This window comes from Actinoplanes sp. NPDC051513, assembly GCF_044454685.1.
Classification (GTDB): Bacteria; Actinomycetota; Actinomycetes; order Mycobacteriales; family Micromonosporaceae; genus Actinoplanes.
Map to the genome: position 1 here is coordinate 139,468 of NZ_JBITDW010000002.1, position 19,794 is coordinate 159,261.

Here is a 19,794-nt window from a genome sequence, read left to right on the forward strand (position 1 = left end):
GCGCGCGATGTCGCCGGCGAGGAATTGGCGGCCTGGGTGACCACGCAGGATTCGGCGGGAATGCTGGCGGCCACCAACCGGATCCCCGTCGCGGCCGGCGACGCGATCCTCTGCCCGGCCGGCCTGCCACACGCGATCGGCGACGGCATCCTGCTGGTCGAGATCCAGGAGCCGACCGACTTCTCGGTGCTGCTCGAATACGAGAGCTTCGGGCTCGCCGACGGCCACCTGGGCCTCGGCTACGACCTGGCGCTGCGGTGCGTCGACCGCGGCGCCTGGACGCCCGCACGCCTCGACGGTCTGCGCGGCGATTCCGCGCGGCTGCTGCCCGAGGCGGCCGACGAGTTCTTCCGGGCCTCGCGCCATCGCGGCGGCGACCGGCTGGAGCAGGGCTTCAGCGTGCTGGTCGCGGTCGCCGGGGAGGGCCGGCTGACCGGCGAGAAGGACGACCTGTCGCTCACCCGGGGAGACACGCTGCTTGTTCCGTACGCCGCGGGCCCGCTCCTGCTGAGTGGCGACGTCGAAGCGATCCGCCTCGCGGCCTCCGCCTAACGGGACGTCTTCTCGATCTCGGCGGCCGCGTCGGCGACCGGCGGAGGTCAGCGTGGTGGCCGAGCCGTGCCAGATCCGGGGCGCGCCGGCGTACGGCCTCGGCAGGCTGGTGACCTCGTTCAGCGGGCCGCGGAACCGGCCCTGCCAGGTGACGTTCTCCTCGCGCCACAGCCGCCGCAGCAACTCGTACTTCTCCGCGAGGGCGTCCCACTGGTCGCCGTTCTCGATGTTGAACATGGGTAGCTGGCGCAGCTCGTTGCCCTTGCCGATCACCAGCTCGAGCCGCCCGCGCGACAGCTGATCGACGGTGGCGTAGTCCTCGGCGACCCGCAGCGGGTCGTGAATCGACAGGACGGACACCCCGGTCTGGATGCGCACCCGGCTGGTGGTGGCGGCGATCGCACCGAGCAGCACGCCGACCCCGCTGGACAGGAACGCTCCCGCATGCCGCTCCCCGAGAGCAACCGCGTCGTAGCCGAACTCCTCGGCATAGCGGGCGGAGGTCAGCGCCTGGGAGAAGCGCTCGTCCGCGGGTGGACCTTGATAAATGGCGGTTCGCCGCGAACCGGAACTCATCACCGCTGGCCGCCCTCGATCAACGGCCGGGTCGATATGAGCGGATATTCCCGTCGCTCGTATCGGGTCTTTCCCGCACCGTGGGCCCTGCGCCCACTGACCGGGGACCCCGGCGAGTCGGTGGGAGTGCGTCCCACGGACTGGCCGCGACCGCGACATCGCGGGATCCCCCGAGAGGGCGCCGTCCACAGACGGCGGCCGACGACGACCGCGACCTCGACCCCAAATGTCGCTAACTAGACTCGCGGCGATGCCTGAGTTGCCGGAAGTCGAGTTCGCGCGTTCGGTGATCGAGCGCGCCGCCCTGGACCGCCTCGTCGTCGACGTGGACGATACCGACACGTACGTGTGCCGGCCGCACCGGCCGGGTGACATCCGCGCCGCCCTGCTCGGGCGCCGGCTCACCGCGGCCCATCGGCGCGGCAAGACCATGTGGTGCGACACCGACACCGACACCGACACCGACGGCGGCGGCGGCGACCAGGGCGGGGGCGGCGGGCCGGTGCTCGGCATTCACCTGGGCATGTCCGGGAAGATCGTCATCGCCGATCCGGACGGGCATGAGATCGACGGCGGCGACTACTGGGAGGGCCGGCGCAAGCCCGGCGACTACCGATGGGCGCGGTTCACTCTCACCTTCGCCGACGGCGGACGGCTGCTGCTGGTCGACCCGCGGCGGCTCGGGCGGATCCGGCTGGACCCGCCGCTGGGCGCGCTGGGCCCGGACGCGACCGCCATCACCGGCGAAGCCTTCACCCGGGCCGTCACCGGCGGGACAGCGCCGGTCAAGGGACGCCTGATGGACCAGCACCTGATCGCGGGGATCGGCAACTTGCTGGCCGACGAGATCCTCTGGCAGGCGCGGGTCGACCCGCGGACGCCGGGCGACGAGATCGCCGGGCCGGAGGTGGAACGGCTCCGGGTCGCCACCCGTGACGCCGTCGGGGCCGCCCTGCGCGACGGCGGCGTGCACACCCTCACGATCATTGCCCAGCGGGGCCCGGACGGCCAGTGCCCGCGGGACGGCGTGCCGATGGCCCACGGCACGGTCGCCGGCCGGACGACCTGGTGGTGCCCGGCCGAGCAACTCCGCACGGCGCCGGGCGCTGCGGGGGGCTAGACCCGGAAGCGGGAAACCACCGACTGGAGCTCGGCCGACATCTGCGCCAGCTCGTGGGCCGAGCGCTGGGTCTCGGACACCGTGGCGGTCGTGGTGCGGGCGGCCTCGGCGACGCTGGCGATGTTGTCCGAGATGCTGGCGGAGCCGGTGGAGGCCTCGCCGATCGAGCGGCTCATCTCGTTGGTGGTGGCGGTTTGCTCCTCGACCGCGGAGGCGATGGTGGTCTGGTAGTCGTTGATCTGGGCGATGATCTCCGAGATCCGGCCGATCGCGGCCACCGCGCCGTCGGTGTCGGCCTGGATCGCCTCCACCCGCTGGGAGATGTCGCCAGTCGCCTTCGCGGTCTCCTGGGCGAGGTCCTTGACCTCGCTGGCCACCACGGCGAAGCCCTTGCCGGACTCGCCGGCCCGGGCCGCCTCGATGGTGGCGTTCAGCGCGAGCAGGTTGGTCTGCTCGGCGATCGCGGTGATGACCCGTACGACGTTGCCGATCTCGGCCGACGACTCGCCGAGCTTGCCGATGCTCGCGTTGGTGGCGGCGGCCTCGGTGACCGCCTGCGAGGCGACGCCGGCCGCGTCGTTGGCCGACTGGGAGATCTCGCGGATCGCCGACCCCATCTGCTCGGTGCCGGCAGCCACCGTCTGCACGCTGCGCGCGACGTCCTCGGACGCGGCGGCGAGCAGGCCGGTCTGGGTCGAGGTCTCCTGGGCGTTGCCGGCGATGGCCTCCGCGGATGTCGACAGCTGACGGGACGACTCGGCGAGCGTCCGCGACGAGCCGGCGAGCGCCGCGACGGTCTCCCGGATCGTGGTCGTGGCCTGGTTGACCGAACCCGCCATCAGCCCGACCTCGTCGGCGCCGCTGGCGGCCGCCTGCCCGGTCAGGTCGCCGCCGGCGACGGCGTCGAGCACGTCCCGGACGCCGGCCAGGCGGCGGGAGATGCTGCGGCCGATCAGCATCGCCAGGGCGACCGCGAGAATCACGCCGGCCAGGACCAGGATGAGGATGGTCCGCTGAGCGCCGACGGCGTCCTCGTGGGCCCCGGTGCTGGCCTGTGCGGCCCGCGAGCGCTCGAGGTCCATCAGCTTGTCGACGGCGGTGTTCATCGTGTTCTCGGAGTCGCCCCACAGCTTGTACTGGTCCGCCAGCGTGGTGGGCAGGGTGACTCCGGACGGCGGGGCGTCGCGGAACAGCAGGAGGTTGACCAGCGCCTTGTACTGGGTCCAGGCGCCGCCGAACGCCTGGGTCTGGGTCTGCCAGGTGGTCGACGGGTCGGGGGAGGACGCGTACTGGGTGCCGGCGGAGTCCACCGCGGCCTGCCCGTCCTTGGTGAGCTTCGCGTACTGGGTCTTCTCGGCGGCCGACTGAGCGCCCTGGTAGAGGAAGAGCGCACGATACATGTCCGACATGCCGTTCTGCAGGTTGACCAGCGCGTCGAGGCGCGTGATGTTGCTGGTCTTGAGTCCCTGCACACGGACGTCCAGCGAGCCCAGCCGCGCCCAGGCGACCCCGGCGGTCACCACCGCGACCAGGGCGACCACGGCCACCGCTAAAAAGATCTTCGCGCTGACCCGCATGTTGTTGAGACGCCCGTTCATCGTGCACTCCTGGCGTGGCGAGACAGTCGCTGAATGATGCAACTTCCCGTTCGGCCGGATCACGTATCTGCTGAGCGCTTACATGATGCTGTCGTCAGACATCGGATCTTTCGGAAAGCTCTGAAACTAAATCATTGTCGAAGTAGGCAGCCCACCGCCCTCTTATGCTTCTTGCGGGACATCGACATCTGAGAATTGACGGCGACAGACACCCGATGTTAATCCTTCGTGGCGGACATGTGTCGATCCGGTCTCACTCCCCGAAGGGTCGTCCCCCATGAGAGTGCTCCGTCCCGCGGCGGCGGGCCTGCTCCTCCTCGGCCTGCTCGTCGCCCACCCGTCCCCCGCGAGCGCCGCCCCCACCGACGCCGCGTTCAACGCGAGCACCGGCGCGCTGAACGTCGACTACGCCGGCTACCTCGCCAAGCACGACGTCGTCTACAACCGCCCGAACACCAATCCCCTGTACGGGCTGACCGTCGGCAACGGCCGCACCGGCGCGATGGCCTGGCAGCAGAACGGCCTCACCATGCAGGTGTCCGGCGTCGACCTCGCCGAGCAGTCCACCTACGCCGCCGGAAACCTCAACCTCCAGCTGGACACCACGGCCACCACGTATCAGGAACGGCTCTCGCTCTACGACGGCACGCTGACCACCAAGTACGACAACAACCGCACGGTCACCGTGATGGGCGCCCCGAACTCCGAGGTGATGGGCGTCCACGTCGAGGGCCCGGCCGGCGGCAGCGTCGCGCTCGACCTGAGCCTGTGGGACATGAACACCGTGCAGAACATCGCGGACGTGCCCGACCTCACGACGTGGCGCACGGTCAGCACGTACGCCGACTCGACCGGCGCCGGGCTCAGCCGCGGCCAGACCGACGCCAACGGCTTCGGCTACACGTTCGCCGCCACCGTCGAGGGCGCCGGGTACACCGCCCAGGCCGTCAACGGCACGCGGGTGCGCCTGACCATCACGCCGACGAGCAGCTACACGGTCTGGTTCACGGCGGCCGGCCGGATCAACTCATCGAGCCGAAACTCGGTGCAGCAGGCGAAGAACCAGCTCGCCGCGGCGAAGTCGACCGGTTACGCCGGCACGCTCACCAGCTACAGGAACTGGTGGCACGCCTTCTGGCAGAAGTCGTTCGTGCAGTACAACGCCGGCAACTCCGATTACCTGGAGAACGTCTACTACCTGGCCACCTACATGATCGCCGCGGGCGGCTACGGCAACTACCCGCTGCACTTCATCAACGGCGTGTTCCGCGCGACCCAGGACAACTCCAAATGGAGCAACGGCTACTGGTACTGGAACCAGCGCGACGTCTACAACTCGTTCTACTCCTCGAACCACGCCGACCTGATGCGGACGTTCAACAACCTGTACTCCCGGAATCTGGGCGCGCTCAAGGCGTACACCCAGACCCGCTATGGCAGTGATGCCCTGTGGGTGCCGGAGACGATGGGCTGGGACGGCAACGCCCGCGGCACGGTCGGCAGCGACTACGTGAACGACATCTACTCGACCGGCACCGAGGCCGCGTACAACATGTACCTCTACTACCGGTACACGAACGACGCGGCGTACCTGCGGGACGTGGCGTATCCGTACCTGAAGGACTCGGCCCGCTTCTACCAGAATCGCTTGTCCCGCAACGGATCCCAGTACTACATGGCGAGCTCCAACTCGCACGAGACGTACTGGGACGTGAAGAACGCGATCACCGACCTGGCCGCCGTACGCCTGCTGTTCCCCCTGACCATCCAGGTCTCCACCGAGCTCGGCCTCGACGCGGGGTTGCGCGCCGGATGGCAGGACGTGCTGAACAACCTCACGCCGTACCAGGTGCAGAACGGCGCCTACCTGCCACACGATCCGCCGATCTCGCAGACCCGCAACAACGAGAACGTCGCGCTCGAGCTCGTCTGGCCCTACGACCAGACCGGCATCGGGCACTCCGACACGGCGACCGCGGTCCAGACCTGGAACGTGCGCCCCTTCCCGTATGGCAACGTCTGGTCCAACGACCACGTGCACGCCGCCCGGCTCGGCCTCGGCGAGCAGGCGTACCAGGGCATGCGGACGATGCTGCAGAAGTACCAGAATTATCCGAACGCGATGACCAGCAACACCAACGGCGTCTTCGAGTACCTCGGCATCCACCTGGCCGCGATGAACGAGTCGCTGCTGCAGTCGTACTACGACAAGATCCGGGTCTTCCCGGCCCTCCCCGACGATTCCAGCTTCGTCGGCAAGTTCACGCTTCTGGCCAAGGACGGTTTCGTGGTCAGCTCCGAGCGGGAAGCCGGCGAGACCAAGTACATCGGGATCCGCAGCCAGTTCGGCAAGCAGGCGCGCGTGATCAACCCGTGGGGCACCCAGCAGATCCGGGTCCGCCGCACCTCCGACAACGCCGTCATCACCACGGTTTCGGCCGCCGAGGTCAGTTTCGCGACGACAGCGAACACCACCTATGTCGTCGAAAGAACAGCCAAACCGCTTTCCGTGTACGCGTCGACGACGCTCACGGGCACGGCCAACCAGGGCGTGAAATCCCTCAGCGGAACGGCGTCCACATTGGGCCTCGGCACCTCCACGGGGGGCGGAGGCGGCGCCGCACTGCTATCCCAGGCCAACGGCAGGTATGTCAGCGCGCCGGCCGGCGGCAACCTCATCGCCGGCGCCACCGCGATCGGCGCCACCGAGCGCTTCGATCTGATCGACCTCGGCGGCGGCAACATCGCCCTGCGATCCCGGGCCAACAACATGTACGTCTGCGCCGAGAACGCCGGCGCCAACCCTCTCGTGGCCAACCGCGCCGCGGCCGGCTCGTGGGAAACGTTCGCCCGCGTCAACAACAGCGACGGGACGATCAGCCTCCGGGCGACCGTCAACAACAAGTACGTGGTGGCCGAGAACGCCGGCGCCGCCGCGCTGATCGCCAACCGGGACGCCATCGGTCCCTGGGAGAAGTTCACGCTCGTCAACGGGTAGGAGACCGCATCATGTCGCGCCGCCTCACCACGATCCTCTGCGCCTCGTCCTCATCCTCATCGCGTCACCGGCGATCCCCGCGTCGGCCGCCCCTCTCACCAAGGTCCTGGTCTTCTCGAAGACCGCCGGCTTCCGGCACGACGCCATCCCCGCCGGCATCGCCGCCATCCAGAAGCTGGGCAGCGAGAACGGCTTCTCGGTCACCGCGACCGAGGACGCCGCCCAGTTCACCGCCGCCAACCTCGCCCAGTACCAGGCCGTCGTCTGGCTCTCCACGACCGGCGACGTGCTCGACGCCAATCAGCAGGCCGCGTTCCAGTCCTACATCGCGGCCGGCGGCGGCTACGTCGGCGTGCACGCGGCGGCCGACACCGAGTACGACTGGCCCTGGTACGGCGGGCTGGTCGGCGCCTACTTCCTGTCCCACCCCGCGATCCAGCAGGCGACCGTGCGCGTGGAGGACACCACCAACCCAGCCACCGCGCACCTGCCGGCCGCCTGGGTCCGCACCGACGAGTGGTACAACTACCGCGCCAACCCGCGCGCGGCCGTACGCGTGCTGCTGAGCCTCGACGAGAGCACCTATTCCGGCGGCTCGATGAGCGGCGACCACCCGATCACCTGGTGCCAGAACTACGGCGGCGGCCGCGCGTTCTACACCGGCCTCGGGCACACCCAGGAGTCGTACGTGGACTCGAACTTCACCCGGTTGCTGCTCGGCGGCATCCGGTTCGCCGGCGGCGCGGTGACCGCCGACTGCACGCCACGCACCAACCCGCAGCCGGCCGGAACCGTGCTGCGCTCGCGGGCGAACAACAAGTTCGTCAGCACCGCGGCCGGCAACCTGATCGCCAGCGCCACCACGGCCGGCACCACCGCCGAGCGGTTCGATGTCGTCACGCTCTCCGGCGGCAACGTCGCGCTGCGTTCCAAGGCCAACGGCCTGTACGTCTGCGCGGAGAACGCCGGCAACAACCCCCTCGTGGCCAACCGCGCCGCGGCCGGCGCGTGGGAGACGTTCGCGCTGATCCGCAACGCCGACGGCACGGTCAGCCTGCGCGCCACCGTCAACAACAAGTACGTGGTGGCCGAGAACGCCGGGGCCGGCGCGCTCATCGCCAACCGGGCCGCGATCGGCGCCTGGGAGAAGTTCGACCTCGTCACGGGAACCTGACCATGCGACTCGCGAGATCCCTGGCTGCCATGGCCCTGGTCGTCACCGGCGTGGCCGTCGTGGCCAGCCGCCCCACCCCGGCCGAGGCCGCCGACATCCCCGCCGCCGACTATCAGCAGGTCTCCCTGGCCCGCGGCAGCGCCGAGCTCGGCGAGGCCATGTCGCTGGCCGTCCTGCCCAACCGCTCGGTCCTGCACACCGCCCGCAACGGCGTCGTCCGGGTCACCGACGCGGCCGGCAACACCAAGGTGGCCGGCACCATACCGGTCTACACCCACGACGAAGAGGGGATGCAGGGCGTCGCGGTCGACCCGGGCTTCGCGACCAACCGCTGGATCTACCTCTACTACTCGCCGCCGCTGAGCACCCCGGCCGGCGACGCGCCGACCACCGGCACGGCGGCCGACTTCAACGCCTGGAAGGGCCACCTCAACCTGTCGCGGTTCACGCTCAACGCCGACGAGACCATCAACCTCGCGAGCGAAGTCGTCGTGCTGACCGTCGACAACGATCGCGGCCAATGCTGCCACGTCGGCGGCGACATCGACTTCGACGCGGCCGGCAACTTGTACCTGACTACCGGCGACGACACCAACCCGTTCGAATCGCAGGCCTACACCCCGATCGACGAGCGCACCAACCGCAACCCGCAGTTCGACGCGCAGCGCTCCGCGGCCAACACCAACGACTTGCGCGGCAAGGTGTTGCGCATCAAGCCGCAAGCCAACGGCACCTACACGATCCCGGCCGGCAACATGTTCGCGCCCGGCACCGCGAACACCCGCCCCGAGATCTACGCGATGGGCTTCCGCAACCCGTTCCGGATGAGCGTCGACAAGCCCACCGGCATCGTCTACCTCGGCGACTACGGGCCGGACGCGGGCGCCGCCGACCCGAACCGCGGGCCCGGCGGGCAGGTCGAGTTCGACCGGATCACCTCGCCCGGCTTCTACGGATGGCCGTACTGCACCGGCAGCAACTCGACCACCGAGACCTACAACGACTACACGTTCCCGTCCGGCCCGTCCGGCGCCAAGTACAACTGCGCCGGCGGCGCCACCAACAACTCCTTCCGCAACACCGGCCTGCCGACGCTGCCGGCCGCGCGGCCCGCGTGGATCCGGTACGGCTTCGACTTCACGCCGCCGGAGTTCGGCGGCGGATCCGAGTCCCCGATGGGCGGCCCGGTCTACCGTTACGACGCGGCGCTCAACTCGGCGGTCAAGTTCCCGCAGTCGCTCGACGGCCGCTACTTCGCCGGCGAGTACGGCCGCCGCTGGATCAAAGCAATTCAGGTCAACACCAATGGCACGTACGGCGAGATCAGCGGCTTCCCGTGGACCGGCACCCAGGTCATGGACATGGCGTTCGGGCCGGACGGCGCGCTGTACGTGCTCGACTACGGCACCGGGGCGAACGACCAGGCGCTGTACCGGATCGAGTACATCGGCGGCGGCAACCGCAGCCCCGTCGCGGTGGCCACGGCGAACCGCACCTCCGGGCCGAGCCCGCTGACCGTCGCCTTCTCCTCGGCCGGCAGCAGCGATCCCGAGGGCGGCGCGCTGACCTACCTGTGGACGTTCGGCGACGGCACCACGTCGACGGCGGCGAACCCGACGAAGACGTACACCGGCAGTGGCAGTTTTGTCGCGACGCTGAGGGTGACCGATCCGACCGGCCTGAGCGGCACCGCCAGCATCCCGATCACCGTCGGCAACACCGCGCCCACGGTCACGCTCAACACCCCCGCCGACGGCACACTGTTCAGCTTCGGCGACACGGTCCCGTTCACCGTGACGGTCAGCGACCCCGAGGACGGCACGATCGACTGCACGAAGGTGACCGTCGCCTACTTCCTCGGCCACCACAGCCACCAGCACCAGATCACCTCGAAGACCGGCTGCAGCGGCACCCTGACCGTGCCGGCCGACGGCGAGCACGACAACGCCGCCAACATCTTCGGGGTGTTCGTGGCTTCCTACACCGACAAGGGCGGCCTGACCGGGACCAGCCAGCGGACCCTGCAGCCGCGGCACCGGCAGGGTGAACATTTCGGCACCCAGTCCGGCGGCGTGCAGGTCGCCGCACACGCGACCGCCGAGGGCGGCGCGACGGCCGGTTACATCGACAACAACGACTGGATCTCGTTCCGGCCGTACAACCTGTCGACCGCGACGAGGTTCACCGCCCGGGTGGCCTCGGCCGGCGCCGGTGGCACGATCGAGGTGCGTACCGGATCGCCCACCGGAACCCTGCACGGCACCGCGACCGTCGCGGCCACCGGCGGCTGGGAGAACTACGTCGACGTCAGCACCGCGCTGACCAACGTGCCGGCCGCACCCACCCAGCTGTACCTGGTGTTCAAGGGCGGCGCCGGCAGCCTGTTCGACGTCGACGCGTTCACCTTCGACACCGGCGCACCCACCGGCCAGGGCTCGACGCTCAAGGCGCTGGTCAACAACCAGTTCGTCTCGGCCACGAACGCGACCACCGCGCTGATCGCGAACAAGGCCACGGCCGGCGCCACCGAACGGTTCGACGTGGTCGACCTGGGCGGCGGCAACGTGGCGCTGCGTTCGCGCGCGAACAACATGTACGTGTGCGCGGAGAACGGCGCCGCCGCCGCGCTGATCGCCAACCGCGCCTCGGTTGGCCCATGGGAGACGTTCGCGCTGATCCGCAACGCCGACGGCAGCGAAAGCCTCCGCGCGGCGGCCAACAGCATGTACGTCACCGCCGAGAACGGCGGGGCGGCCGCACTGATCGCCAACCGCGCGGCGATCGGCGCCTGGGAGAAGTTCGACCTGGTCTGACCGTCGCTCGTCAGGCCTCGGCCTGCAGGACAGGGCCGAACAGACGCCGCGTCTGTTCGGCCCTCAGGCCGACGAACATGCCGGTGGCCGAGACCAGGACCGTGCCGGGCTCGGCCTCGGTCGCTATCGTGCCGGTCGCGGTCACCCGGCGGCCGTCGACGTCGAGCACCTCGGCGGTGAGCCGCAACGGGGTCAGCAGCGGCACCGGCGCGCGATAGGTGGTGTCGAGGCGGACGGTCATACCCGGGTTGCCGGAGGCGACCACCGCGTGGCCGAGAATCTGGTCGAGCAGCATCGCGCTCACGCCGCCGTGGGCGAACCTCGGCGGGCCCTCGTAGGCCATGCCCAGCGTGCAGCGGCCGATCGCCGTGCCGTCCACCAACTCGATGCGCAGCGGCGGCGCGAGGGCACTGCCCGCGCCGATGACCGGGTTGTACATGCGGACGCCGTCGAGCAGGTCGTCGGCGCTCGCCAGGGTGGACCGGCCGCGCACCCGCTCGCCCAGCAGCGCCGCCGCCTCGCGGATCTCGGCTGCGGCGCGCAGCAGATCGTCGGCCGGCGCCTCGGTCGTGGTGGCGTGCTCGACCAGCACGCGCAGCGCGTCGCCGAGCTCGGTGATGGCCGTGCGGCGCAGAGCCCGTGTGTCTTCCACAAGGAACAGCATCGCTGCCCAGCGGCCGTGAGAGCTAGTGAATCAAGTCACACTGCTATAACCTGTTCTAGTTGCTCTAACGGAGGAGGAACGCCATGACCAAGGTGACAGTCGAGGCCGATGCCAAAGCAGATCCGCAGCGGGTCTACGACCTGCTGGCGACCCCGGCGCGGGTCCAGGATTGGAACACGATGCACGAGGGATTCACCGGCGAAGTGCCGGAGAGGCTCGGCGAGGGCACCACGTACCGGCAGCGGGTGAAGCTGATGGGCATGCCCGCCGAGATGGCGTGGCGGGTGACGACCGCGGCCGAGCCGGGGCGGCTCGAGCAGAACGGCGACGGCCCGATGGGCGTCAAGGCCAAGAACCTCTTCGTCATCGAGCCGAACGGCGAGGGCTCGCACATCACGTACGAGATGGAGTTCGTCGGGCCGGCGCTCAAGGGCCCGATGGCCGGCATGCTCGAGAAGCAGGCCGGCGCCGCCGGCAAGCAGGCCCTCGAGAAACTCGTCGCGCTCCTCGACTGAGCTACCCGGCCGGGGCCCGCCCGGCGGGCCCCGGCGGCGTCAGCGCAGCAGCAGCCGGCTGGCCAGCTCGAGGTGGTTGACCACGTCGTTCGCCGAGGCGCGGCGGGTCACCCAGGCCACCAGGTTGGACAGCCACACGTCGCCGATGACCCGCGCCTTCGCCCGGTCGTCGGCGGTCGGCTCGCCCTCGTGCATGGCGCGGGTGAACATCTCCTCCATGAGGCGCGCGACCGCGTTGACCTCGGCGCTGGCAGAGGGGTCGGCGAACATGAAGGCCCGGGTCATCGCCTCGGTGAGCAGCGGCTCACGCTGCATCGCCCGGGTCACCAGGTTGAGCACGAACTGCATACGCTCGTGCGGGGTGTCGCCGGGGATCGGCTTGCGCTCGAGCTTTTCATGGATCTTCTCGAGCTCGGACGCCAGCGCCGACACCAACAGGTGGATCTTCGAGGGGAAGTAGCGGTACAGCGTGCCGAGGGCGACCTCGGCGCGTTCCGCGACCGTGCGCATCTGCACCGCCTCGTAGCCGCCCCTCGACGCCAGCTGCAGCGTCGCCTCGAGGATCCGGCGGCGCCGGTCGCGCTGCGCGGCGGAGCCTTGCTCGCCGTCGAGCGTGCTGCGCGCGGCGCCAGTACTGGTATTCGTTCTCGGTCCTGCCATCGTTACCTCTCGGGGCCTCATTCCTCTCCCCAGCCTAGCAACGGGATGTTGTGAGGTTGTTGCGGCGACCGGTGTTCTCTCCGAACTGGAACGTGTTCTAATGGCGGCATGGGTCCGGACTTCGAGCTCGACGACGCCCAGGAGGCGATCGTCCGCCTCGCCGGCGAGGTGCTGAGCGACAACGCCGACACGCCGGAGCGCCTGTGGAAGTCCCTCGGCCAGGCCGGGCTGCTCGGCCTCGCGGTGCCCGTCGAGCTGGGCGGCGCCGGGCTCGGCGCGATGGCGACCGGCCTGCTGCTCACCGAGATCGGCCGGCACGCCGCCCGGGTTCCCGCGTGGTCCACGCTCTGTCTCGGCGTCCTGCCGGTGGCCCGCTGGGGCAGCCCCGAACAGCAGCGCGACCTGCTTCCGGGCGTCCTCGAAGGCCGGGTGCTGACGGGCGCCCTGGGCGAGCCGGGCACCGGAAACGGCCGGATCACCGGAAAGTGGAGCGCGGTGCCGTACGCCGACCGGGCCTACCGCATTCTCGTGCCGGCGACACGAGGTGTCGCCCTGGTCGACCCGGCCGCGCCGGGCGTGACGCTGCGGCCAGGCCCGATGTCGGACGAGTTCGTCGTGCTGCTCGACGACGTGGCGGCCGAGTCCCTGGGCGACGGCACGGCCGATCCGCATCGGTTCGCGGTGGCGGGTGCGTGCGCGCTCGGCGACGGCGCCCTGGCCGGCGCCCTGCGGATGACCGCCGGCCACGTGCGCGACCGGCATCAGTTCGGCCGTCCGCTGGCCACCTTCCAGGCGGTCGCCCAGCAGATCGCCGACGTCTACGTCGCGTCCCGCACGATGCACCTGGCGTCGCTGGCCGCGTGCTGGGAGGTCGAGAACGGCGAGGCCGAAGCAGACCTGTGGACCGCCGCCTACTGGTTGAGCAGCGAGGCGCTGCCGGCCCTGCGGACCTGCCATCACCTGCACGGCGGGCTCGGCCTCGACGCCAGCTACCCGCTGCACCGGCACACCGCCCTGGTCCGCGACCTGGTCCGCCACCTCGGCGGCGCCGAGCGCTGCCTCGACCGGCTGGGAGCACACGGTGTTCATCGACCTGACTGAAGAGCAGCATGCGCTGCGGGCGCGCCTGCGGGCGTACCTGAACGGGGTCTTGTCGCGCGAGGAGCGCGAGACGCTGTTGCTGGAGCGGCACGGCGCGGTCTACCGAGGCCTGATCCGGCGGCTCGGCCGCGACGGCTGGCTGGGCCTCGGGTTCCCCACCCGGTTCGGCGGCGGCGGGCTCGGCCCGGTGGAGCAGCAGATCTTCGTGAACGAGGCGGCCCGCGCCGACGTCCCGCTGCCCGCCGTGACCCTGCAGACCGTGGCGCCCACGCTGCTCGCCCACGGCTCGCCCGAGCAGCAGGAGTTCTTCCTCCCGCCGATCCTGGCCGGGGAGCTGCACTTCGCGATCGGCTACACCGAGCCCGAGGCGGGCACCGACCTCGCGGCGCTGCGCACGCGGGCGGTGCGCGACGGCGACGAGTACGTGGTGAACGGTCAGAAGATGTTCACCACCGGCGCCCACGACGCCGACTACCTCTGGCTGGCCTGCCGCACCGATCCGGACGCGGCCCGGCACAAGGGCCTGTCGATCCTCATCGTCGACACCCGCGATCCCGGCTACTCGTGGACGCCGATCATCACGTGCGACGGCGCCCACCACGTCAACTCGGTCTATCTCAGCGACGTGCGGGTGCCGGTGTCGCGCCGGGTGGGCGACGAGAACGGCGGCTGGCGGCTGCTCACCACGCAGCTCAACCACGAGCGCGTCATGCTGGGTCCGGCCGGGCGGTTCGCCGCGCTCATCGACCGCGTACGGGAATGGGCGCCGGACCAGCCCGACATCCGTCGCGCCCTCGCCCGGGCCGAGGCCTGCCGGCGGGTCAACGAGCTGCTCAACTGGCAGGTGACCGGCGCCGAGCCGAACGCCGCCGACGCCTCGGCCACCAAGGTCTTCTCGTCGGAACGGCTGCTGCGGCACGCCCAGGAGCTCGAGGAGGCCGTCTGGCGGCACGGCGACCCGGGCGACCCCGCGACCGCCGAGCTGCTGACGTGGCTCGACGTGCAGGCCAAGCGCAACCTCGTGCTGACGTTCGGCGGCGGGGTCAACGAGATCCAGCGGGAGATCATCGCGTCGGCGGGCCTCGGGCTGCCCCGGGTGCCGAGATGATCGACATCGAGGCCGCCGCGCGGCGAATCACCGAGCTGGGACCGTCGCCCGCACGGCTCGCCCGCGATCCGGTCAACCGCCCGGCCATCCGCGACTGGCTCGCCGCGATCGGCGACGACAATCCCGTGTACGAGCGGGACGGCGTGGCCCCGCCCGCCATGGTGCAGGTGTGGACGATGCGGGGCTTGCGCCCGGCCCCGAGTGGGCGCGTGCCCACTTCAAGTGGGCAAGCGCCCACTCAAGCCGACCCACTTCAGGCCATGTCCGACGTGCTGGACGAGGCCGGCTACACGTCTGTCGTAGCCACCGACTGCGCCCAGACCTACCACCGCTACCTGCGCGAGGGCGAGACGGTCGCGGTCAGCACGCGGCTCACCGGCATCACCGGCCCGAAGCGAACTGCGCTCGGCGAGGGCTGGTTCGTCACCACCGACAGCACCTGGGAGGTGGCCGGCGAGCCGGTGGCCGAGATGCGGTTCCGGGTCCTCAAGTACCGCCCCGGCGCCGCCCCGCCCGCGCCGCGCGCCGAGCCGATCCGGCCGGTCGTCAGCCCCGACACCGCGTTCTTCTGGACCGGCGTCGAGGCCGGCGAGCTGCGCATCCAGCGCTGCGGCGACTGCGGCGCGCTGCGCCACCCGCCGGGACCGGCCTGCCCGCGCTGCGGCGCCCTCAAGCCCGAGTTCGTCGTCGCGACCGGGCGAGGACGTATTCACAGCTACGTCGTGCACCACCATCCGCCGCTGCCCGGTCGCCGGTCGCCGGTGGTCGTCGCGCTGGTCGACCTGGACGAGGGGGTGCGGATGGTGGGCGAGCTGCGTGGCGTGCGCCCGACGGAGGTGCGCATCGGCGCCGAGGTGCGGGTCGAGTTCGCCGACGGTCTGCCGGTCTGGCGCTACGGAAAGGGCCTGCCTCCCTGGGAGCTCGCGGTGACTCCCACGGTCGTCATCAGCACGGCCCTGGCCACCCGCGACTTCCAGGACGTCCATCACGACCGGGACGCGGCCGTGCGCCGCGGCGGCAAGGACATCTTCCTCAACATCCTCACCACCACCGGCCTGGTGCAGCGCTACGTCACCGACTGGGCCGGTCCCGGGGCGGTGCTGCGCGGCATCGAGATCCGGCTGGGCGCGCCCTGCTACCCGTACGACACGCTGACCTTCACCGGGTCGGCGCGCGACGGCGAGGTGGCGGTGACCGGGCGGACGGCGTCGGGCGAGCACGTCTCCGGCATCGTGCGGGTGGCGTCGTGATCGCGCGGGCCGCGGCGATCGCGGGCATCGGCGCCACCGAGTTCTCCAAGGACTCGGGGCGCAGCGAGCTGCGGCTGGCGGTCGAGGCGGTGCGCGCCGCGCTCGACGACGCCGGTCTTCAGTCGTCCGATGTGGACGGCCTGGTCACCTTCACCATGGACGACAACGCCGAGATCGCGGTGGCCCGCGAGATCGGCGCGGGCGAGCTCACGTTCCTCAGCCGCATCGGGTACGGCGGGGGAGCGGCGTGCGCGGTCGTGCAGCAGGCGGTGCTCGCGGTCGCGGCCGGCATCGCCGAGACGGTGGTCTGCTACCGCGCGCTCAACGAGCGCTCGGGCCGCCGGTTCGGGCAGGCGACGGCCGCGCCCGGGATCGACGCGAGCTGGCACTACCCGATGGGCCTGGCCACGCCGGCCGCGATGGTGGCGATGGTGGCCCGGCGCTATCTGCACGACTTCGGCGCCACCCCCGACGACTTCGGCCGGGTGGCGGTGGCCTCCCGGCGGCACGCGGCAACCAACCCGGCCGCCTGGTTCTACGGCCGCCCGATCACCCTCGACGACCATCGTGCCTCCCGCTGGATCGCCGAGCCGCTGCGGCTGCTCGACTGCTGCCAGGAGAGCGACGGCGCGGTGGCCCTGGTGGTGACCTCCGCCGAGCGGGCGGCCGACCTGCGGCGGCGGCCGGCGCTGGTGTGCGCGGCGGCGCAGGGCAGCGGCGCCGATCAGTTCGTGATGACCAGCTACTACCGCGACGAGGTGGCCGCGCTGCCGGAGATGGGCGTGGTGGCCCGCCAGCTGTGGCGGCAGTCCGGGTTCACCCCGGCCGACGTACGCGCCGCCGTGCTCTACGACCACTTCACGCCGTACGTGTTGCTGCAGTTGGAGGAATTGGGTTTCTGCGGTCGCGGCGAGGCGCGGCACGTGATCGAGGCCGGCCAGCTGCCGATCAATCCGCACGGCGGCCAGCTCGGCGAGGCCTACATCCACGGCATGAACGGGATCGCCGAGGCGGTGCGCCAGGTCCGCGGCACGGCGGCCAACCAGGTGTCGGGGGACGGGCCGGTGCTGGTCACCGCCGGCACCGGGGTGCCGACCAGCGGCCTGATCCTGGCGGGCGATCGGTAGCCGCCGGTTCCGTGCCGGAGTCAGCGGAGCGTGACCACCGCGTCCGACAGGGCCGGGGCGTCGTCCCGGTCGGCGACCGTCGCGACGAGCACGAGCCGGCCGTCCTCGCGCCAGATCCGGGTGCGCAGCGTCTCGCCCGGGAAGACCACACCGGCGAAGCGAGCCTGGTAGCCGGCCACTCGATCCGGGTCCTCGCCGATGGCCGCCTTCAACACCATCGCGTACGTGCAGAGGCCGTGCAGGATCGGGCGCGGGAACCCGGCACGCGCCGCGAAGACCGGGTCGACGTGCAGCGGATTGCGGTCGCCCAGCAGCCGGTACCAGAGGGCCTGCCGCGGATCGGTGGGGGAGAGGACCTCGGCGTCCGGCTCGCGGCCGGGCGCCGGCGCCCGGGTGGACGGGCCGCGGTCGCCGCCGAAGCCGCCCTCGCCCTTGACGAAGATGCTGATCCGGCTGGTGAACAGCTCGGTGGTGGTCTCGGTGACGACGACCGCGGCGCTGCCCTTGTCGTAGACGGCGGCGATGCGGGACCGGGCCGCGCACCGGCCGCTGACCGGGATCGGCCGGTGCATCTCGAGCTCCTGCCGGCCGTGCACCACCCGGGCCAGGTCGACGTCGATGCCGGGCATCTTCACCGCCGGCGGGTCGGTGTCGCGCAGGGTGGTGGCCACCGTGGCGAACGTGGGCAGCACGCCGCGCAGCTGGTCCTCGTACACGTAGGACAGCTCGTCCGCGCCGGCGCCGACGGCCAGGTGGTAGCGCAGCACGTCGGTGCTGTCCCAGCTCAGGTCGCGGCCCGGCAGCTCGGCGCCGACGGCGACGGCCGGGTCGATGGGCATCAGCTCTCCTCGGTCACGTCGAGCGCTTCGGTCGTGTCGAGTGCTTTGCTCATGTCGAGCGCGGCCAGGTAGCCGAAGGTGAGGGCCGGGCCGAGGGTCGCGCCCGCGCCGGCGTAGCTGCGGCCCATCACCGCGGCGCCGGTGTTGCCCGCCGCGTACAGGCCCGGGATCGCCGTGCCGTCGGGGCGCAGCACCCGGGCCCGCTCGTCGGTGCGCAGCCCGCCCTTGGTGCCCAGGTCGCCGGGGACCATCCGGAACGCATAGAACGGCGGCCGGGCCACCGCGCCCAGGCACGGGTTCGGGCGCTGCCGCGGGTCGCCGTAGTAGCGGTCGTAGGCCGAGTCGCCGCGGTGGAAGTCGTCGTCGCGGCCGTTCGCCGCGAACTCGTTGAACCGCCGTACGGTGTCGCCGAGTGGGCCGGCAGGCACGCCGATCCGGTCGGCCAGCTCGTCCAGCGTGCCGGCGCGGTGCGCCACGCCGGCGTCGAACCAGCGGCGCGGGAGCGGCGTGCGGGGGCCGCGGCCGGCGAACAGGTAGCGGTCGCGGTAGGTCTGGTCGGCCACCAGCCAGGCCGGGAGGCTCACGTCCGGGCCGAGCATGGCGTGCACCGCGTCCACGTAGGGCGCGGCCTCGTTGACGAAGCGCCGGCCGGTGGCGTCGACCATCAGGCAGCCGGGCTGGTTGCGCTCGGCGAGGCAGAAGTACGGCCCGCCGGTGAGCGGGATCGACGGCCCCCACCACGCCTCGTCCATGAGGTCGAGGGCGGCGCCGAGCGCGGCGCCGGCCTCGATGCCGTCGCCGGTGTTGCCGGTCGCGCCCACCGTCCACTCGGTGCCGATGTCCTGGTACTTGCGGCGCATCGCCTCGTTGTGCTCGAAGCCGCCGCTGGCCAGCAGCACGCCCCGCCGGGCGCGGAACGACCGCTCGCCGGCGCGGACACCGGTGACCCGGCCGTCCTCCTCCACCAGGCCGGTCATCGGCGTCCCGAGCAGCACCGGAACGTACGCCTTCCGCAGGCCGGCCCGCAGCCCGGCGGCGAGCGCCTGGCCCATGGTGAGCCGCCGCCGGCGCAGCAGCCGGGCGGTCAGGCCCCGGCCCGCGAGGCGCGCCGCGGTGAGGATCGCCCGCGGATGCCGGGCGCCCAGCGACAGCCACCGGTAGTCGACCTGGGTGACCGCGATGCCGTCCGGCGCGGCGCGGTACGGAGCGGCCAGCGTCGCCAGATCGGGCCCGATCAGCCGGGCGTCCAGCGGGCGCGGCTCGATGCTGCGCCCGCTCGGCTGCCCGCCGGGCGCCTCGGGGTAGTAGTCGGGATACCCGGGCACCCAGGCGAAATCGAGCGGGGTGCGCGCGCGGACGAAGGCGAGCACCTCCGGCGCGGCGGACAGGAACGCGTTCTGCCGGGCCGGGGTCGCGTCGGGTCCCGCGACGTACGCGAGGTAGGCGCGGGCGTCCTCGCCGACGCCGGCCCGCTCCAGCACCTGGTTGCCCGGCATCCACAGCCCGCCGCCGGAGCGTGCGGTGGATCCGCCGTACGCGTCGGCCTTTTCCAGCACGACGGCGCTCAGCCCGTGGTGCGCCGCGGCGAGCGCCGCGACCATGCCCGCCCCGCCGCTGCCGACCACGACAACGTCGAACTCATCCTCGGTCATCGACACTAGAACAGGTTATAATTTTCCGCACTGCGCCGCACCCCTAC

General features: G+C 71.4%; 15 protein-coding genes and 2 pseudogenes. 10 read left to right on the top strand and 7 right to left on the bottom strand.

From position 1 onward, the window contains the following. Positions 1-267 precede the first annotated feature (267 nt). Positions 268-1,287: pseudogene (locus ACIA5D_RS05965) on the bottom strand (LLM class flavin-dependent oxidoreductase); the annotation flags it as partial. 91 nt (positions 1,288-1,378) lie between these two features. Here ACIA5D_RS05965 and ACIA5D_RS05970 point away from each other — a divergent pair. Further along, positions 1,379-2,248: a DNA-formamidopyrimidine glycosylase family protein gene (locus ACIA5D_RS05970; RefSeq protein WP_396028732.1), complete on the top strand. Its 870-nt coding sequence runs from the start codon at positions 1,379-1,381 to the stop codon at positions 2,246-2,248. On the opposite strand, the gene ACIA5D_RS05975 is transcribed toward ACIA5D_RS05970, so the two are convergent. After that, positions 2,245-3,846, bottom strand: coding sequence for a methyl-accepting chemotaxis protein (locus ACIA5D_RS05975; protein WP_396028733.1), 1,602 nt, complete (start codon positions 3,844-3,846; stop codon positions 2,245-2,247). The genes ACIA5D_RS05970 and ACIA5D_RS05975 overlap by 4 nt on opposite strands. Before the next feature lie 131 nt (positions 3,847-3,977). Then, on the bottom strand, positions 3,978-4,058 hold the full coding sequence (locus tag ACIA5D_RS05980; protein WP_396029480.1) for a hypothetical protein: 81 nt from the start codon (positions 4,056-4,058) through the stop codon (positions 3,978-3,980). Between the two features lie 65 nt (positions 4,059-4,123). Here ACIA5D_RS05980 and ACIA5D_RS05985 point away from each other — a divergent pair, with 65 nt between their 5' ends. The 3 genes from ACIA5D_RS05985 to ACIA5D_RS05995 are packed head-to-tail and all read left to right on the top strand — an operon-like array spanning position 4,124 to position 10,831. Beyond that, on the top strand, positions 4,124-6,844 hold the full coding sequence (locus tag ACIA5D_RS05985) for a glycosyl hydrolase family 95 catalytic domain-containing protein (RefSeq protein ID WP_396028734.1): 2,721 nt from the start codon (positions 4,124-4,126) through the stop codon (positions 6,842-6,844). A 37-nt stretch (positions 6,845-6,881) separates the two neighbouring features. After that, complete coding sequence (locus ACIA5D_RS05990; RefSeq protein WP_396029482.1) at positions 6,882-8,018, top strand: ThuA domain-containing protein; 1,137 nt, start codon at positions 6,882-6,884, stop codon at positions 8,016-8,018. A 2-nt stretch (positions 8,019-8,020) separates the two neighbouring features. Beyond that, on the top strand, positions 8,021-10,831 hold the full coding sequence (locus tag ACIA5D_RS05995) for a PQQ-dependent sugar dehydrogenase (protein WP_396028735.1): 2,811 nt from the start codon (positions 8,021-8,023) through the stop codon (positions 10,829-10,831). Positions 10,832-10,841: 10 nt separating this feature from the next. Here ACIA5D_RS05995 and ACIA5D_RS06000 read toward each other — a convergent pair whose 3' ends face one another. Then, a complete protein-coding gene (locus ACIA5D_RS06000; protein ID WP_396028736.1) occupies positions 10,842-11,495 on the bottom strand; it encodes a PaaI family thioesterase in 654 nt (217 codons plus the stop codon). A gap of 83 nt (positions 11,496-11,578) precedes the next feature. Here ACIA5D_RS06000 and ACIA5D_RS06005 point away from each other — a divergent pair, with 83 nt between their 5' ends. After that, positions 11,579-12,010 (top strand): SRPBCC family protein, encoded by a 432-nt coding sequence (locus ACIA5D_RS06005; protein ID WP_396028737.1) that lies wholly within the window; start codon positions 11,579-11,581, stop codon positions 12,008-12,010. A 39-nt stretch (positions 12,011-12,049) separates the two neighbouring features. On the opposite strand, the gene kstR is transcribed toward ACIA5D_RS06005, so the two are convergent. Beyond that, positions 12,050-12,670, bottom strand: coding sequence for a cholesterol catabolism transcriptional regulator KstR (gene kstR, locus ACIA5D_RS06010; protein ID WP_396028738.1), 621 nt, complete (start codon positions 12,668-12,670; stop codon positions 12,050-12,052). Between the two features lie 108 nt (positions 12,671-12,778). On the opposite strand from kstR, the gene ACIA5D_RS06015 reads away from it, so the two are divergent. From ACIA5D_RS06015 to ACIA5D_RS06035, 5 genes and pseudogenes are all read left to right on the top strand, one after another. After that, entirely contained in the window at positions 12,779-13,771 is a 993-nt protein-coding gene (locus ACIA5D_RS06015) for an acyl-CoA dehydrogenase family protein (protein WP_396028739.1), read from the top strand. After that, positions 13,752-14,879 carry an acyl-CoA dehydrogenase family protein gene (locus tag ACIA5D_RS06020; RefSeq protein WP_396028740.1) on the top strand — a complete coding sequence of 376 codons (1,128 nt, stop codon included), beginning with the start codon at positions 13,752-13,754 and terminating at the stop codon, positions 14,877-14,879. The genes ACIA5D_RS06015 and ACIA5D_RS06020 overlap by 20 nt, the downstream gene beginning before the upstream one ends. Further along, positions 14,876-15,772: pseudogene (locus tag ACIA5D_RS06025) on the top strand (bifunctional MaoC family dehydratase N-terminal/OB-fold nucleic acid binding domain-containing protein); the annotation flags it as partial. The gene ACIA5D_RS06020 and the pseudogene ACIA5D_RS06025, both read left to right, overlap by 4 nt. Beyond that, on the top strand, positions 15,758-16,129 hold the full coding sequence (locus tag ACIA5D_RS06030) for an acyl dehydratase (RefSeq protein ID WP_396029483.1): 372 nt from the start codon (positions 15,758-15,760) through the stop codon (positions 16,127-16,129). The pseudogene ACIA5D_RS06025 and the gene ACIA5D_RS06030, both read left to right, overlap by 15 nt. Next, positions 16,126-17,256, top strand: coding sequence for a lipid-transfer protein (locus tag ACIA5D_RS06035; RefSeq protein ID WP_396028741.1), 1,131 nt, complete (start codon positions 16,126-16,128; stop codon positions 17,254-17,256). The genes ACIA5D_RS06030 and ACIA5D_RS06035 overlap by 4 nt, the downstream gene beginning before the upstream one ends. A gap of 20 nt (positions 17,257-17,276) precedes the next feature. On the opposite strand, the gene ACIA5D_RS06040 is transcribed toward ACIA5D_RS06035, so the two are convergent. After that, entirely contained in the window at positions 17,277-18,095 is an 819-nt protein-coding gene (locus ACIA5D_RS06040) for a MaoC/PaaZ C-terminal domain-containing protein (RefSeq protein WP_396028742.1), read from the bottom strand. Beyond that, entirely contained in the window at positions 18,095-19,753 is a 1,659-nt protein-coding gene (kstD, locus tag ACIA5D_RS06045; RefSeq protein ID WP_396028743.1) for a 3-oxosteroid 1-dehydrogenase, read from the bottom strand. The genes ACIA5D_RS06040 and kstD overlap by 1 nt, the downstream gene beginning before the upstream one ends. Positions 19,754-19,794 lie beyond the last annotated feature (41 nt).

Coding starts and splice junctions, on each gene's coding strand:
- ACIA5D_RS05970 (WP_396028732.1), top strand. CDS start 1,379: ATGCCTGAGTTGCCGGAAGTCGAGTTCGCGCGTTCGGTGATCGAGCGC.
- ACIA5D_RS05975 (WP_396028733.1), bottom strand. CDS start 3,846: ATGAACGGGCGTCTCAACAACATGCGGGTCAGCGCGAAGATCTTTTTA.
- ACIA5D_RS05985 (WP_396028734.1), top strand. CDS start 4,124: ATGAGAGTGCTCCGTCCCGCGGCGGCGGGCCTGCTCCTCCTCGGCCTG.
- ACIA5D_RS05995 (WP_396028735.1), top strand. CDS start 8,021: ATGCGACTCGCGAGATCCCTGGCTGCCATGGCCCTGGTCGTCACCGGC.
- ACIA5D_RS06000 (WP_396028736.1), bottom strand. CDS start 11,495: ATGCTGTTCCTTGTGGAAGACACACGGGCTCTGCGCCGCACGGCCATC.
- ACIA5D_RS06005 (WP_396028737.1), top strand. CDS start 11,579: ATGACCAAGGTGACAGTCGAGGCCGATGCCAAAGCAGATCCGCAGCGG.
- kstR (WP_396028738.1), bottom strand. CDS start 12,670: ATGGCAGGACCGAGAACGAATACCAGTACTGGCGCCGCGCGCAGCACG.
- ACIA5D_RS06015 (WP_396028739.1), top strand. CDS start 12,779: ATGGGTCCGGACTTCGAGCTCGACGACGCCCAGGAGGCGATCGTCCGC.
- ACIA5D_RS06040 (WP_396028742.1), bottom strand. CDS start 18,095: ATGCCCATCGACCCGGCCGTCGCCGTCGGCGCCGAGCTGCCGGGCCGC.